Here is a 15,194-nt window from a genome sequence, read left to right as displayed (position 1 = left end):
ATCCCGCCATGTCAACTGTGGTTGACATGGCGGGGTATGTCAATCTACGTTGACACCATGACCGAAGCAACGGATCTCGCCGAGCGTGCCGGCGACCGCGATCCGCGGATCGGGCTGCGGGCCGTCTCCGCCTTGCGGCGGCTGCTGGAGCAGCTCGAAGCGGTGCAGGTGCGCAGTGCGCGCAATCAGGGTTGGTCGTGGCAGGAGATCGCCGCGGAACTGGGTGTCAGCAGGCAGGCCGTGCACAAGAAGTACGGGAGGCAGTGATGTTCGAACGGTTCACCAAGGACGCCCGGGCGGTAGTGCTCGGCGCGGTCGGCCACGCCGAGCGGCTGAACGCGGAGACGGTCGAGGAACAGCATCTGCTGCTTGCCCTGCTCGACCGTGAGGCCAGCCGCGCGTCGTTCGCCCTCATGTCCCTGGGGCTTGCGGGGCGCAGGGAGTCCGTCGAGCAGGCACTGGCCGAGGCGCGGCGTCGCGGCGGGATGTCACGCGCCGACGCGGACGCGCTCTCCGGGCTGGGCATCGACGTCTCGGAGATCGTCTCCCGGGTCGAAGAGGCCCATGGCGAGGGCGCGTTGCGGGACGGCGGGAAGGGTGCTGCCGGGCGGGGCAGGGGTTGGCGGTCCGGGTGGTCCGGGTTCGTCGGCGGGCATCGTCCCTTCGCTCAGGGGGCCAAGGATCTTCTGACGGAGTCCCTGCGGATGGCTCTAGCCCAGCGGGACCGGTACATCGGCGACGAACACCTCCTCCTCGCCCTCACGGCCCGCCCCGGCGTCCCCGCGGAGGTCCTGGCCGACCACGGGGTGACGTACGCGTCGCTGAGGCGGGTGCTTTACGGCGGGGGAGAGGCCAAGGCGGGCTAGAGCGGGCTAGGGCGGGCTGAGGGCCCGCCGCCGGGATCCGGTCGCGGGTGCCGGTCACGCGAGCCGGTGGTGGTGGGTCTGTCGGTGGAGCTCGTCGCGGTGGGTTCGTCGTGGGACCGACCGCGGTGGGTGCGTCGCGTGGCTGGTGATGGTGGGCCTGGTCGGTGGAGCCCGTCGCGACGGGGCTGTCGTGGGAGCCGGCCGCGGTGGCCCCGGCGGCGGAGCCAGGCTCCGCGGGGTGCTCGGGAGTCGAGGGGTACCCCTGCCCGTGTGGTCCGCCTCCGCTCAGGCCCTCGGCGTCCGCAGTGCCGCACCAATGTGCGCCGCCGCCGTCGACAAGTGGCGTCGGGCGTCACGCAGTTGCTCTTCCGTCACCCCGTGGTCGCGGGCCGCGTCGCGGATGTCGTCGCGGAAACGGTCCAGGAGGCGGTCCAGGTCGCGGGCGGGGTCGCCGGTGGAGTCCTCGTGGGCCCAGGAGGGTTCGTACTCGGCGGGGAAGTCCTCGGGAGTGACCGTGTAGTCGGGTTCCTCAGCCCCAGCCCCGGTTCCGGCTGTCGCTTCGGCTCCGGCTCCAGTTCCCGTACCTTTCCCCGCCTCCGGTCGGCCGAAGCCGAAGTCCTTCCCGAACTCCTTGCCGAAGTCCTTTCCGAACTCCCCGAATTCCTTGGCCAGTTCGGTCAGGCCCTCGAGTGTGCCCGTCGGCCAGTCGCCCCGGGTGAAGTGGTCCTGCACCTGGTCCTGGACGTGCTTGGCGATGCGCTGGAGCTCCTCCTGGGCCTGTGTCCGGGCCCGCTCCTGGGCCTCCTTGGCCTGGTGGCGTGCCCGCTGGGCCTCCTCGCGGGCCCGTCGGCTCTCGTCCTTGGCGCGCCGGGCCTGCTCCTTCCACTCCTGCTTGGCGCGGCGCATCTCGTCCTTCGCGGCGCGCCAGGCCTCCTTGTCGCCGAGGTCCGTGAAGTCCCCGAAGGCGCCCTCGTGTTCACCGCGCTTCCCCTTGGCGCCGGCTTCCGTGGCACTCCGCCGTGCCTCGCTCGCCGCCGCCCGCATCTCCCGGCGCAGGTCACCTGCCGCGCCGCGCACATCGGCACGGATCTCCGCCGCCAGCTCGGCGACCGATTCGCGGATCTCCAGCTCCAGGTCGGCCAGTTCGCCGCTGCGGTCGGCCAGTTCGGCCCGGCCCGCGTCCGTGATCGAGTAGACCTTGCGCCCGCCCTCGGTGGTGTGGGTGACCAGGCCCTCGGCCTCCAGCTTGGACAGCCGGGGGTACACCGTGCCGGCCGACGGCGCGTACAGCCCCTGGAAGCGCTCCTCCAGGAGTCGGATCACCTCGTAGCCGTGGCGCGGTGCCTCGTCCAGGAGCTTCAGCAGGTAGAGCCGCAGGCGGCCGTGGGCAAAGACGGGAGGCATGTCAGAGCCCCTTCTCGTGGGTCGGGTCGTCGGTGACGCCGGCGTCGGAATGCTCGGTGGGGCTGGAGTCAGGGGTGGAGCCGCGGGTCGGGGGCTTGGCGGCACCGTCCGTCGGTGAGCCGCTCGGTCCGACGTGCTCTGGTCCGACGTGCTCTGGTTCGACGTGCGGTCCGGCACGCTCCGGTCCGATGTGCTCCGGTCCGATGTGCTCCGATCCGGCACGCTCCGGCCCGGTGCCGACACCGCCGTCCGGAACCGTGTCCTCCGGCCCATCTTCCCCGAAGGCCGTCCCCTTCCTGAAATTCTTGAAATCCGCTCCCTCGTCCCACGGTTCGTCCTCCGGAGGGAGCCGTCGCAGCAAGGCGATGGAGCCCGAGACCGTGGTCGCCTTCAGCCGTCCGTTCCCGGCGCCCAGCCTGCCGGTGATCTTCTTGGCGCCCCACTGGCCGCTGATCCGGAGGTTCTCGAAGGCGCTGGAGACCGTGCCGCTCGTCGAGTCCACCTCGACCTCCGCATCGGCCGGATGTGGCAGGCGGATGGCGATCTCGCCCGAGATGCTGGTCAGGCTGATGTCGCTGGGCCGCCCCGACGAGTCGAGGTCGACGACCACTGAGCCGCTGATCGATTCGACCCGCACGGAGGGGCTGGAGCCCTCGATGACGGTGAGGTCACCGGAGACGGAGTTGAGATGGAGGTCACCGGTGAGGGCCTGTGCCTCCACGTTCCCCGACACCGTGTCCGCGCGGACCGGGCCGGAGAGTCCTACGAGTGTCGTGTCACCGGAGACGCCCTTCACCACCGCGGGCCCCTCGACACCTGAGACCACGGCGGTGGCGCCGATCACGCCCACCTCGACGCGCGTGCGCGCCGGAACGGCCAGGGAGATCACCGCGCTGTTGCGCCAGCTCCTGCGGTCGAGCCATTTGAGGAAGCCCTTCCGGGGCAGGTCCTCATAGGCGACCGTCAGTGTGCCGCTCTCCTGGGTCACCATCAGGGGCGGTCCCTCTATCGAGGACACTTCGAGACGGGTGGAACCTTCGTCGGCCCCCACGACGTTCACTGTTCCATTGGCGATGCGCACATGGAGGGCCGTCACCGGTTCGTCGAACGTGAGCTTGCTGGGCTCTGCGACGGACCACTCGGACATGGTGCTGACCTCCTTGACCAAGGCGGGACACGACACGCCATATCGCGTCTTCCACTAGACACGATATATCGCGGATTCGCGAAGTCAAGGCACTTGTTCTGGTGATTCAGGGCGGAATAGTCGGAACAAAAGCGCCCAATCCGTGCGCGTGTTGCCTCGTGAGTCGCGGATTCCGCAGGTGCGCGCCCTCTGACGGGGCGGCTTGTGGGCGTACGCCGACGCAGAGGCCTGGCTGGTTCGCGGCGGGACGCGCTCCTGGTGGCGCACAGGGCGCCCGGACCGGCGTACGGCCCATGCGCCCTCACTGCTGACCGGGGCAGCCCGCCGGTCGATTCTCCCGGTGAGTCCCCCGGGCCGGCCCTCCCGGTCGTCAGCCCCGGCCGGACCTACTCCTCGTCCTCGTCGTCGTCCAGGCGTGCCAGCCAGGTCGCCAGCCGCTCCACCGGCACCTCGAAGTCCGGGTTGAGATCGACGAACGTACGCAGCTGCTCGGCGAGCCACTCGAAGGTGACCTCTTCCTCGCCGCGCCGCTTCTCCAGTTCCTCGATGCCACGGTCGGTGAAGTACACGGATGCTCCGCAAGAAGTCGACTGAAACGTACGTCACCAGGCTAACCGGCTCCCACTCATGCGGGATCCGGCGGGATCCGGCGGGATCCGGCGCGGTCCGGTGGGATCCGGGCCGAGGAATGTGCTCGGAGTCTCGCGCGCGAGGTGCTGTCCGTCGGATAATCGAGGCCGTTGTCAACGGGGTCGGCATCACGTGCTGAAGTCCCGGTGCGGAGGGGCGGGGCGCATGGCCGATGAGGTGACGCAGATCGAGCTGCCGGACGGCACGGTCGTACAAGCGCGGGTCACAGACACAGAACTGCTGGCCTGGGGATCCGAGGAGTACACGGACACGGGGTTCTCGGAGGCGCTCACGGCCCGGGTCGAAGGTCTCACCGAGCTGGTGAAGGGTGTCGCCACCACCATGCGGGAGGCCACCGCGGCGGTGGCTCCCGACGAGGTGAGCGTGGCCTTCGGGGTGGAGCTCGCGGCGAAGCCGGGGAGAGTGGTGAGTGTCCTCACCGACGGTGAGGCCAAGGCATCCGTCGTCGTGACGCTCACCTGGCGTGATGGCCGGGACCGCGGTAGGGGCGGTGCGGCTCTTGACGGCGCCGCTGTCGGCACGGGAACGGATCCGGGGCCGGCCGGCGCACCGGACGGCCCCGGCCACTGAACCGAGCGCTGGTCGACGCCATGCCCGAAGCCCATGAGCAACTGCGCAGCATGGTGAACGACGCCACGGTGCGAATCCACGGAACGCCGGCACACAAGCCATCGGCTGCCTCGGAGCCGGATGCCTCAGAGCTGTGGGGAAGCGGATTCTTCATTGCCCCGAGCAGGGTGCTGACCTGTGCCCACATCTTCGCCCAGGCCTCCGGCAGCAGCCGCGTGTGGCGAGGGAACGAGGCGCTGAGAATCACGTACCGCCGCGGGGCCGGTGAAGAGACGGCGACGGTGCCGGGGCGCCTCCTCCACTGTGTGCCCGGAGTGGACGAAGTGCCGGAGGCCAAGCGGAGGTTGTGGCCCACGCCCGACCTGGCGGTCGTCGAACTCACCGAGCCGGTCGAGCACCCCTGCGTATGGCTCTCCGATCTGTCCACACCACCCAGCGGGCTCGGCGGGAAACTGCTGTACGGGGGCTGGGCGCGGGACGAGTACGGCTCCCTGTGCCTCTGGGAGGGGAACAGCAGCGTCGCCGGTATCCACGGTTCGCATGTGATGCGCCTCGATGACGAGGGAGGGGAGATCAAGGCAGGGCTCTCCGGGGGCCCCTTGGTCGACCCGCGACGCGGTGCGGTCGTCGGCGTGATCAAGGCACGGAACAACAAGCAGGGCGGCGGCAACTGCGTGAGGATCACCTCCCTGCGCGAACTGAGTTCCGCCGGCGCGCTCGGCCAGGACCCTTATCAGCAGCTGATCCTCGCTCACGACCAGTGGCACTGGCTCACCCAGCGGCAGAACGGAGTCGGGAGCCAGAGCTGGGCGACGGTGCAGTCCGGCCTGCCCAGTTCCGGCAGGGGCTGGCGTCCGCTCGACCGGATCCAGGCGTTGGGGCTGCTCGCGGAGCTTCCTCCGGCACCCGACGTAGGGACCATCGAGAGGCTGGTCGACGAGGCATGCCCCGGACAGCGCATCTCGGGCATCGCGATGCCGCGTAGTTGGAGGGACGGGGCCGGGCTGCTGTACGACCCACATCCGAGCAGTGCGGAAAAGGCCGTCCTCTCCTACCTGATCTTGGTCGCCGACAGTGAGTACGCGAGGGCCCCCGAGCCCGCCATCGCTCTGCGCGGCTGGGCCCTCGACCGGGCGGCGTCCCTGCCCGAGGCCGATCGGGAGGAGTTGGCGCTCCTGGGGCAGCCGCCCGAACCGGTCGAGATCCGCGTGCGTCGCGTGGCACGAATCGCCGTGCCGGAAGCCGTCCCGGAGGGCATGCCGGGAGCCGAGCCGGGGAACGCGTCCGAGCGGGCGGACGCGCCGCAGGCGCCCGTCCGCGTCGCGGAGCCGGAGCCCGCACTCGAAGGCGTCGACGTGCCGCTCACCGCGCCACTCGCCGCCCCCTTGCACCCCCTCGACCCGCCCGACCCCTTCGGTTCGTTCACTCGGTCAGGGATGCTCCCTTCGTACGAGCACCGAGTCCCGCGCCGGACTTCCTGGCGCTCCGCATCCGACCGCGCTCGTCGGCACAGCGCATCCGGCCCCCGTCCCGATGCCGAACAGACCCTCCCCCTGGACCCCCTCGACGACCTGGCCGCGGTTCTGCTGGAGTTCCGCGCCGACTGGTGGCAGGAGGATCACTACGGTTGGACCGTACGGCTCGTCGGCCATGCCGGTGACGTGGAACTCGTGGCCCTCGGTCGGCCGTTCCACCATCGGGAACTCGGCGCCCCTCCGCCGGACCTGCTCGACGCACTGCGCCAGGCGTTCCTGCGGGCCGACGCGGGTGAGCACGTCGCTCCCCTCGAAGTGCTGCTCCCCCAGGAGCTGTTCGACATCCCGGTCGATGAGTGGGTGCTGAGCCGTTCCTCGCGCCACGAGACGTCCCGGCTGGGAGTTGTCCGTCCCGTAAACGTCGTGGACCAGCGCTCCTTCGACCGCCCCGCAACAGGCACGGGCGCCCGAGGCGCACACCTTCTGTGGGGCACCGGCCGAGCCATGAGGGCGGTACCGCTCCTCGCCCAAGGTGATCGGCAGCCTTCCGACGTGGTCGATACCGTTCTCTTCCACAGCGGGCCCGTTGGCGGCGGCCGAGCCGGCACAGCGCTCCGGCGCGTCCTGGACTCCGGCCCCGCCGCCGTGGTGTGGCGGCGGGAGGAGGCCTCACCCGAACTGGGCGAGCGTTTCGCGGCGGAGGTGGGAAGACTGGTGGGCGGGATCGGGAGTCCGGGGGAACTGCCCGCCGCCGTAGCCGCGTTGCGTGCATCGCTCGCCCCGGACGACAGGCCCGCCCCGGACGACCCGCACCACCCGGACTCCCGCTGGGCCCGAGGCCTGGCGGTGCTCCACGATCCAGAACAACGACCCGCGATCATGACCGATCTCCTGGACACACCGTGACGGCCGAGGAGCGACGAGTGACAGACTGGCTGATCTACCGGGGGACGGGGGAGCCGCACGGCGACATCGACCGGCTGCCTCCCCCGCCGCCCTGGCGGGCTTTCGACGGAGAGCCGGCCCTTCCCCCGGACCGCGACCCTGACCGGGTAGCCGTCCGGCGCCTCGGCCATCACGCCCCCTACCGGCTGTCGATCGACGAGCTGGAGATCATCAACGCCGCGCTCTACCTGCGGCGTCCACTGCTCATCACGGGTGCGCCGGGCTCGGGCAAGAGCACCATTCCCTTCGCGATCGCGCACGAGCTGGGGCTCGGCCGAGTCCTGACCTGGCCGGTGTTCAGCCGGTCCACGCTCCGGGACGGCCTCTACGCCTACGACGCCATCGGCCGCCTCCAGGACGCCCAACTAGAGGGGGCCGCGGCCGACATCGGCCGCTACGTACGGCTCGGCCCCCTGGGCACAGCGCTGTTGCCCTGGGCCAGGCCCCGGGTGCTCCTCATCGACGAGATCGACAAAAGCGATGTCGACCTGCCCAACGATCTGCTGAACGTGCTGGAGGAAGGCGAGTTCGCCATCCCCGAACTGGAACGTGCCGCTGACCGCACCCCCGAGTCCGAGGTGCTCACCGCCGACGGCCGGCCCGTCACGATCCGCGACGGCCGGATCCGCTGCCGCTCGTTCCCCGTCATCGTCCTCACGAGCAACGGCGAACGCGATTTCCCCCCACCCCTGCTGCGACGCTGCCTCCGTCTGGAGCTGCGGCAGCCGAACCACGAGCGGTTGGCATCGATGGTCCAGGCGCACCTGGGTGACGCGGCGAGCCGCGAGAGCGAGGAGTTCATCTGGCAGTACCTCGAGCGGTCTCGCGATGGCCTCCTCGCCGTCGACCAGTTGCTCAATGCCGTGTACCTGGCCGGTTTCACAGGCGACGAGGCCTTCTCCCGGCAGCGCCTCGCCCAGCTGCTCATGACGCCCCTGGACAGGCAGGGATGATCCGTGGCGACGCGCGTGCCCATGGAGGAGCTGATCCGCAGGCTGCGGGCCGGCGACTGCGAGCCTGACGCGCTCTCGCTCGCCGATGCCGTGTGGCTGTCGCGGTGGGTGGACGGGAGCAGCACGGCGCCCGATGCGTCGGGAACGCCACACTGGGCGCCTTCGGGGCGGCCGCCCGGCCTTCTCGCGCCCACGGGACACGAGGGCGAGCGGCGGGACGACGTGTTGGACGCGCCCAAAGTGGCTCCCCCACGCCATGTGCCTCCCGCCGCACTGTCGGCACCGGGTTCGCTGCCCGGTCTGCTCGGCATGCAACGGGCGCTGCGACCACTGCAGCGGCACCGAGGCGCGGCTCGCTCCGCCACCGCGATGCTGGACGAGGACGCCACGGCGGAGTTGACGGCCAGTACGGGGATCACCGTGCCCGTCTTCAGGGGCGGCACCCGCCGTGCCTCCTCACTGCAACTGCTCTTCGACTCCTCGTCGTCGATGGTCGTGTGGGAAAGGGCCGCGAAGGAACTGACGGAGGTCTTCGCCCGGATCGGCGCGTTCCATGACGTACGGAGATACCAACTGCACCAGGCCGAGGACGGCACACTCCTCGTGGCCACCGGCCGGGGCACCGGTGAGCGCCCGCGCCCGGCGTGGGCGGCCCTGGATCCCACCAGCCGCACCTTCACCCTGCTGATCAGTGACTGTGCGGGCCCGCTCTGGCGCAGCGGGGCGGCGCAGCGCTTCCTGAACCGGCTCGCCGCGCATCGGGCACCTGTCGCGGTGCTGCAACCGCTGCCGCAGCGACTGTGGTCGCGCACCGCACTCCTGCCAGGCCCGGGCATGATCCAGTTGCGGGGCCGGGACGGCCTGGAGTGCGCGTTCATCCCCGACGGCGCGCCGTTGTCGGCAGGCGAGGGGGCACTGCCCGTCCCTGTGCTGCCACCGTGGTCGCAAGCCCTCGGGCGTTGGGCACGTCTGCTCACCGGCACGGGGCCGACCCGTGTCAAAGGCGCGGCGGCCTGGGTGCGGGCGGACCATCCCCCCGTACCGGCGGCTGACGGACCGCGGCGCACGGCTCACGAACTGCTGGCCCGGTTCCGCGCCGACGCCTCGCCCACGGCTCAGCGACTGGCGGTCTATCTGGCGGCCGCACCACTCGCGCTGCCCGTGATGCTTCTCGTCCAACAAGCAATGATGAAAGGCGAGTCGGGGCCGACAGAGCTGGCGGAGGTACTGCTCGGCGGCATCCTGTCGCACGCCAACCCGGCCGGCACGCAGGGCGAGACATGGTACGACTTCGCCCCGGGCGTACGAGATCTGCTTCTCGGAAGCCTCGCCAGGGACGAGGCCGCGCTGGTGCTCAAGCACTGTTCGGAGTACGTCGAGACCCACTTCGGGCGGCATGCCCCCAACTTTCCGGCCTTGGCCTTGGCCCAGTTGTCCGGGAGCGAGTCGCCGGCCGTCTTCCGGCGGAGCCCGTCGGACGACATCAGCGATGCCGATGGTGTGCCCGCACCGTTCGCCGCCGTGTCGGCCGAGGTCGTACGGCGCTTCATGCCCACCCCTCAGCCGCCCCGCCTGTCCTCCGGAGAGGGGCTGGTACGGGCGCGCGAGCTGATCTCGAACTTTGAGCGCGAGCGTGACGGCTGGGCGTTGGTGGAGGCCGTTGACCTGCTGCGGGATCTGGTGGCGGGGTCTGCCGGGGCGAGGACGGGCGAGGCCGAGGCCGAACTCGCGGGGGCGCTGCTGGCGCTCTACCAACTGGAGAGCGACCCCGCCCTGCTGAGCGAAGGCCGACGCGTCGTGCTGCGCTGCCTCGGCCGGCCGAGCACGCCGACGGCCCCGTGGGAGGGCACCGCCCGGCTCACGCTCGGGCGCCTCTTGCGCGAGAGTGCCCGCCTGCGGCAGACCGCGGGGGACACCCGAGGGGCCGAGGCGTGTCTGGAGGACGCGAACAGGGAACTCGTACGCGCCGCGCGGCAGCTCGCGCCCGACACGGGGCCCGGACTGAAGGTGGTGCTCGAACGGGCCGACGTGTTGCACGAGCTGTGGCGCTCGCAGGGCGACCAGGCACTGCTGCACGAGGCGGCCGGCGCACTGCGGGCCATCGGCGGTGCCCAGTCGTTCTGGGCACCGCGCACCGCCGATCTCCACATCCAACTGGGCCAGGTCCTGCTGGACATCGCCGGGACGACCCCGGCGCGGGCACGGCAGTACGCGACGGACGCGGCCGAGGAACTGGCCGCGGCCCGCGACGTGCTGGCGGCGGAACCCGATGGACCGGCCCGGATGACCGCCCTGCTGATGGACCTGGCCCGCGCCCGGGAGACGGGCGGCGCGGACGGGACCGTCGTCCTGCGGACGCTCGAAGAGGCGGAGCGCGCGGCGGAGTTCGCCCCCGACATGCGCGTACCCGTGCTGTTGCGTATGGCCCGCACCCATCGGGCACGGTACGAGGCCGGGCAGGACCCCGGCGCTCTTCGTCAGGCGTCCGAGGCCTTCGACCGTGCGGCCGTCCACGCGCGGGAGGGGGATCCCGAGCGATCGGCCCTGATGGAGGAATGGGGCGAGACGCTGCTCGACATGGTCGGCCTGGAGGGCGGGGAAGAGGTCGCGAACAGGGCGGTCGAGGTACTCGGGGACGCGGCGCGTGGCACGGTCGGGAGCGGGCCGGCGACCGTACGGCGTTACCTGCTTCTCGGCCGGGCCCTGCAGGTGCGTTTCGCGCGGACGGATGAGAACACCGACCTGCGCGACGTCGTACAGGCCCTGGCCCATGCCGCCCGGGCCGAGGGGCCACCCGGCATCCACGCCCGCGCCTGCTACGAGCTGGGCCGCGCCGAGCACGAGCTGGCATGGCGCACACGGGACTTCGCGCTGCTCCATGAGGTGGCCGAGCACTGGCGCCAGGCCGTGCGGGAAGCGCGGGAAGCGGACGACCGTGAGCTCGGGGCGCTCGCCGACGACGCGTACCAGGAGCTCCGGGCACAACTCGCCCCTCCCGCAGGCGCCCCCGACTGACACGGCCCACAGGCAGGGGCCCGTTCCCAGACGGATCTGGGAACGGGCCCCGCGAGATGCCGTACGCCTCGTACGTCTCTCGTGTACCTCGTGCGCCTCGTGCGTCCGAGGTCTACGCCTCGAACACCTCCCGTACCAGCTGCTCCTGCTCGGCCTGGTGGCGCTTTGCGGAGCCGACCGCCGGGGACGAGGAAGCCGGGCGCGAGATGCGTCGCAGGCGCTCGCCGTGCGGGACGTCCGCGCCGACCGCCAGGTCCAGGTGGTCGATCAGGTTGAGGGCGATGAACGGCCAGGCACCCTGGTTCGCCGGCTCCTCCTGGGCCCACAGGTACTTCTCGGCGTTCGGGTACTTGGCGATCTCCGCCTGGAGCTCGGCACCCGGGAGCGGGTACAGGCGCTCGATGCGGATGATGGCCGTGTCCGTCGAGCCGCGCTTGATGCGCTCCGCGTCGAGGTCGTAGTAGACCTTGCCCGCGGTGAAGACGACCTTGCGGACCGCGGACGGGTCCACGGACGCGTCGCCGATGACCGGGCGGAAGCCGCCCGTCGTGAACTCCTCCGCCTTCGACGCGGCCGCCTTGAGGCGGAGCATCGACTTCGGGGTGAAGACCACCAGCGGCTTGTGGTGCGGGTTGTGCACCTGCCACCGCAGGAGGTGGAAGTAGTTCGACGGGAGGGTCGGCATCGCGACCGTCATGTTGTTCTGCGCGCAGATCTGGAGGAAGCGCTCGGGACGCGCGGACGAGTGGTCCGGGCCCTGGCCCTCGTAGCCGTGGGGGAGCAGGAGCGTGACGCCCGACGTCTGGCCCCACTTCTGCTCCGCCGACGAGATGAACTCGTCCACCACCGTCTGAGCGCCGTTGACGAAGTCGCCGAACTGCGCCTCCCACATGACCAGGGACTCCGGCCTCGCGAGTGAGTAGCCGTACTCGAAGCCCATCGCCGCATACTCGCTCAGCAGCGAGTCGTAGATGTTGTAGCGGGCCTGGTCCTCGGCCATGTACTGGAGCGGGGTGAAGTCCTCGCCGGTCTCCCGGTCGATGAGCACCGCGTGGCGCTGGCCGAACGTGCCGCGGCGGGAGTCCTGGCCCGAGAGGCGCACCGGGGTGCCCTCCAGGAGCAGGGAGCCGATGGCCAGCGTCTCGCCCATGCCCCAGTCGATCGTGCCGTCCTCGACCATCGCCGCGCGGCGCTGCAACTGCGGCAGCAGACGCGGGTGGACGGTGACGCGCTCGGGGATGTTGACCTGGGACTCGGCGATGCGCTTGACGACCTCCTGGGAGACCGCCGTGGTGACGGTCACCGGGAACTCGGGCTGCGCGTCCGGGACATGGGCCTCGGCCGGCGCGTTCGCCGCCTCACGGACCTCCGTGAAGACCTTCTCCAGCTGTCCCTGGTAGTCCTGGAGGGCCTGCTCGGCCTCTTCCAGGGTGATGTCGCCGCGACCGATGAGGGACTCGGTGTAGAGCTTGCGCACCGAGCGCTTCTTGTCGATCAGGTCGTACATCAGCGGCTGGGTGAACGCCGGGTTGTCCGACTCGTTGTGACCGCGGCGGCGGTAGCAGATGAGGTCGATCACCACGTCCTTGTTGAACGCCTGACGGAACTCGAAGGCCAGGCGGGCCACGCGGACCACGGCCTCCGGGTCGTCGCCGTTCACGTGGAAGATCGGGGCCTCGATCATGCGGGCCACGTCGGTCGAGTACATGGAGGAGCGCGAGGACTCGGGCGCCGCCGTGAAACCGACCTGGTTGTTGATGACCACGTGGACCGTGCCGCCGGTGCGGTAGCCGCGCAGCTGCGACATGTTCAGGGTCTCCGCGACCACGCCCTGGCCCGCGAAGGCCGCGTCGCCGTGCAGGGCGACGGGCAGGACCGTGAAGTCCGTGCCGCCCTTGTTGATGACGTCCTGCTTGGCGCGGACGACACCCTCCAGGACCGGGTCGACCGCCTCCAGGTGCGAGGGGTTGGCGGCCAGCGAGACCTTGATCTGCTCGCCGTCCAGACCGGTGAAGGTGCCCTGGGCGCCCAGGTGGTACTTCACGTCACCGGAGCCGTGCATCGACTTCGGGTCGAGGTTGCCCTCGAACTCGCGGAAGATCTGCGCGTACGACTTGCCGACGATGTTCGCCAGGACGTTCAGGCGGCCGCGGTGGGCCATGCCGATGACGACCTCGTCGAGACGGGACTCCGCCGCGCTGTCGAGCACCGCGTCGAGCAGCGGGATGACGGACTCGCCGCCCTCCAGGGAGAACCGCTTCTGGCCGACGTACTTCGTCTGCAGGAAGGTCTCGAAGGCCTCCGCCGCGTTCAGCCGGCGCAGGATGCGCAGCTGCTCCTCGCGCTCCGGCTTGGTGTTCGAGCGCTCGATGCGGTCCTGGATCCACTTGCGCTGCTTCGGGTCCTGGATGTGCATGAACTCGACGCCGGTGGTGCGGCAGTACGAGTCGCGCAGGACTCCGAGGATGGAGCGCAGCTTCATCATCGACTTGCCGGCGAAGCCGCCGACCGCGAACTCGCGCTCCAGGTCCCACAGGGTGAGCCCGTGCTCGGTGATGTCCAGGTCGGGGTGCTTGCGCTGCTTGTACTCCAGCGGGTCGGTGTCGGCCATGACGTGGCCGCGGACCCGGTAGGAGTGGATCAGCTCGAAGACGCGGGCGGCCTTCGTGACGTCGTCGTCGTGCGAGGCGTCGATGTCCTTGAGCCAGCGGACCGGCTCGTACGGAATGCGCAGGGCCTCGAAGATCTCGTCGTAGAAGCCGTTCTCGCCGAGGAGGTAGTTCGCGACGATGCGGAGGAACTCGCCCGACGCGGCGCCCTGGATCACCCGGTGGTCGTAGGTCGACGTGAGCGTCATGACCTTCGAGATGCCGAGCTTGTTCAGGGTGTCCTGGGACGTGCCCTGGAACTCCGCCGGGTAGTCCATCGAACCGACGCCCATGATGACCGACTGACCGGGCATCAGACGCGGGACCGAGTGGACGGTGCCGAGGCCGCCGGGGTTGGTCAGCGAGACCGTGACACCGGTGAAGTCGTCCATCGTCAGCTTGCCGTCACGGGCACGGCGGACGATGTCCTCGTAGGCCTGCCAGAACTCGAAGAAGTTCAGCGTCTCGGCTCGCTTGATGCCCGCGACGACCAGCTGGCGGTCGCCGTTGGACTTCACCAGGTCGATGGCGAGGCCGAAGTTGATGTGCTCCGGCTTGACCAGGGTCGGCTTGCCGTCCTTCTCCAGGAAGGAGTGGTTCATCGACGGCATGGCCTTGATGGCCTGCACCATCGCGTAGCCGATGAGGTGGGTGAAGGAGATCTTCCCGCCCCGGGCGCGCTTCAGGTGGTTGTTGATGACGATGCGGTTGTCGAAGAGCAGCTTCACCGGGACCGCGCGCACGGACGTGGCCGTGGGCAGCTCCAGCGAGGCGTTCATGTTCTTCGCGACCGCGGCGCTCGGTCCGCGCAGCGTCACGTACTCCGGACCCTCGGAGTACACGGGGCCCCCGGGCGCTGCCTTCGCGGCGGCCGGCTTGGCCGCGGCGGGCTTCGCGGGGGCCGGGGCGGGAGCAGCGGCGGCGGGCTTCGCCGGCGCGGCAGCCGCGGGCTTCGGCGCAACGGGGGCGGCCGGGGCCGGAGCCGCGGGTGCGGCAGGGGCGGCCTGAGGAGCCTTCGGCGGGGTGGCGGTGCCCGCGGCCCCCGCGGCCGCGGTACCCGACGGAGCCGAGGCGGCGACGCCGCCCGGCTTGTAGTCGGCGAAGAAGTCCCACCAGGCTCGGTCTACCGAATTCGGGTCCTGGAGGTACTGCTGATAGATCTCGTCGACGAGCCACTCATTGGGACCGAACGCAGCAGCGGGATTCTTCCCGGCTTGGTCCTCTGTCGAGGTGCTCGAGTTACTGGGGGACTGTGGCGACACGGCGGCAACCGCCCTCTTCCGCTTCACAAGGTGATGGACAGCGGGAATAAAGGCTACGCCTCCCCAGCCCTGAAGGTCAGTCCGGGCCTGGTCATCGTCGCGTAAGTCACATCGAAAAGCGTGTTTCGGTGGCGGAAATGGCGGGAAACAAGCGAGGTTCCGATGCCGAACCGACACGTCGGTGACACGCCGACTCAGGACTGCGACCCCAAAAGGCCGAGCCTCCGTACGAGGACCGCGGGATGACACGTGTCCTGC

The 15,194-nt window shown here is 70.4% G+C and carries 10 protein-coding genes; 6 read left to right on the top strand and 4 right to left on the bottom strand.

Annotation, left to right across the window (positions count from 1 at the left end):
- Nucleotides 1-57: 57 nt before the first annotated feature.
- Together OHA11_RS14430 and OHA11_RS14425 are read left to right on the top strand one after the other, a co-directional pair.
- The gene (locus OHA11_RS14430; protein WP_010984411.1) at nt 58-267 is read left to right on the top strand and encodes a helix-turn-helix domain-containing protein; all 210 of its coding nucleotides are present in this window, start codon (nt 58-60) and stop codon (nt 265-267) included.
- The gene (locus OHA11_RS14425) at nt 267-866 is read left to right on the top strand and encodes a Clp protease N-terminal domain-containing protein (protein ID WP_266496142.1); all 600 of its coding nucleotides are present in this window, start codon (nt 267-269) and stop codon (nt 864-866) included. The genes OHA11_RS14430 and OHA11_RS14425 overlap by 1 nt, the downstream gene beginning before the upstream one ends.
- A gap of 285 nt (nt 867-1,151) precedes the next feature.
- Here OHA11_RS14425 and OHA11_RS14420 read toward each other — a convergent pair whose 3' ends face one another.
- The 3 genes from OHA11_RS14420 to OHA11_RS14410 all read right to left on the bottom strand — a co-directional run bounded on the left by OHA11_RS14420 (nt 1,152) and on the right by OHA11_RS14410 (nt 3,986).
- Nucleotides 1,152-2,270 (bottom strand): PadR family transcriptional regulator, encoded by a 1,119-nt coding sequence (locus OHA11_RS14420; protein WP_266496140.1) that lies wholly within the window; start codon nt 2,268-2,270, stop codon nt 1,152-1,154.
- A 1-nt stretch (nt 2,271) separates the two neighbouring features.
- The gene (locus tag OHA11_RS14415) at nt 2,272-3,417 is read right to left on the bottom strand and encodes a DUF4097 family beta strand repeat-containing protein (RefSeq protein WP_266496139.1); all 1,146 of its coding nucleotides are present in this window, start codon (nt 3,415-3,417) and stop codon (nt 2,272-2,274) included.
- A 386-nt stretch (nt 3,418-3,803) separates the two neighbouring features.
- Nucleotides 3,804-3,986, bottom strand: a complete 183-nt coding sequence (locus OHA11_RS14410; RefSeq protein WP_018571400.1) for a DUF6104 family protein — start codon at nt 3,984-3,986, stop codon at nt 3,804-3,806.
- A 226-nt stretch (nt 3,987-4,212) separates the two neighbouring features.
- Between OHA11_RS14410 and OHA11_RS14405 the strand changes: the two genes are divergently transcribed.
- From OHA11_RS14405 to OHA11_RS14390, 4 genes are read left to right on the top strand one after another with little or no spacing between them, the layout of a single operon-like run.
- Nucleotides 4,213-4,638, top strand: coding sequence for a CU044_2847 family protein (locus OHA11_RS14405; RefSeq protein WP_266496133.1), 426 nt, complete (start codon nt 4,213-4,215; stop codon nt 4,636-4,638).
- A 20-nt stretch (nt 4,639-4,658) separates the two neighbouring features.
- Entirely contained in the window at nt 4,659-7,019 is a 2,361-nt protein-coding gene (locus OHA11_RS14400; RefSeq protein WP_266496130.1) for a trypsin-like peptidase domain-containing protein, read from the top strand.
- Between the two features lie 17 nt (nt 7,020-7,036).
- Nucleotides 7,037-8,011, top strand: a complete 975-nt coding sequence (locus OHA11_RS14395) for a MoxR family ATPase (RefSeq protein ID WP_266496128.1) — start codon at nt 7,037-7,039, stop codon at nt 8,009-8,011.
- A 3-nt stretch (nt 8,012-8,014) separates the two neighbouring features.
- The gene (locus tag OHA11_RS14390) at nt 8,015-11,026 is read left to right on the top strand and encodes an SAV_2336 N-terminal domain-related protein (protein WP_266496126.1); all 3,012 of its coding nucleotides are present in this window, start codon (nt 8,015-8,017) and stop codon (nt 11,024-11,026) included.
- Nucleotides 11,027-11,138: 112 nt separating this feature from the next.
- On the opposite strand, the gene OHA11_RS14385 is transcribed toward OHA11_RS14390, so the two are convergent.
- Nucleotides 11,139-14,936 carry a multifunctional oxoglutarate decarboxylase/oxoglutarate dehydrogenase thiamine pyrophosphate-binding subunit/dihydrolipoyllysine-residue succinyltransferase subunit gene (locus tag OHA11_RS14385; protein ID WP_266496124.1) on the bottom strand — a complete coding sequence of 1,266 codons (3,798 nt, stop codon included), beginning with the start codon at nt 14,934-14,936 and terminating at the stop codon, nt 11,139-11,141.
- Nucleotides 14,937-15,194: the final 258 nt, after the last annotated feature.

The organism is Streptomyces sp. NBC_00878 (genome assembly GCF_026341515.1).
Classification (GTDB): Bacteria; Actinomycetota; Actinomycetes; order Streptomycetales; family Streptomycetaceae; genus Streptomyces.
The sequence above is the reverse complement of the archived record's forward strand: the minus strand, read 5'-3'. Positions and strand labels throughout refer to the sequence as shown.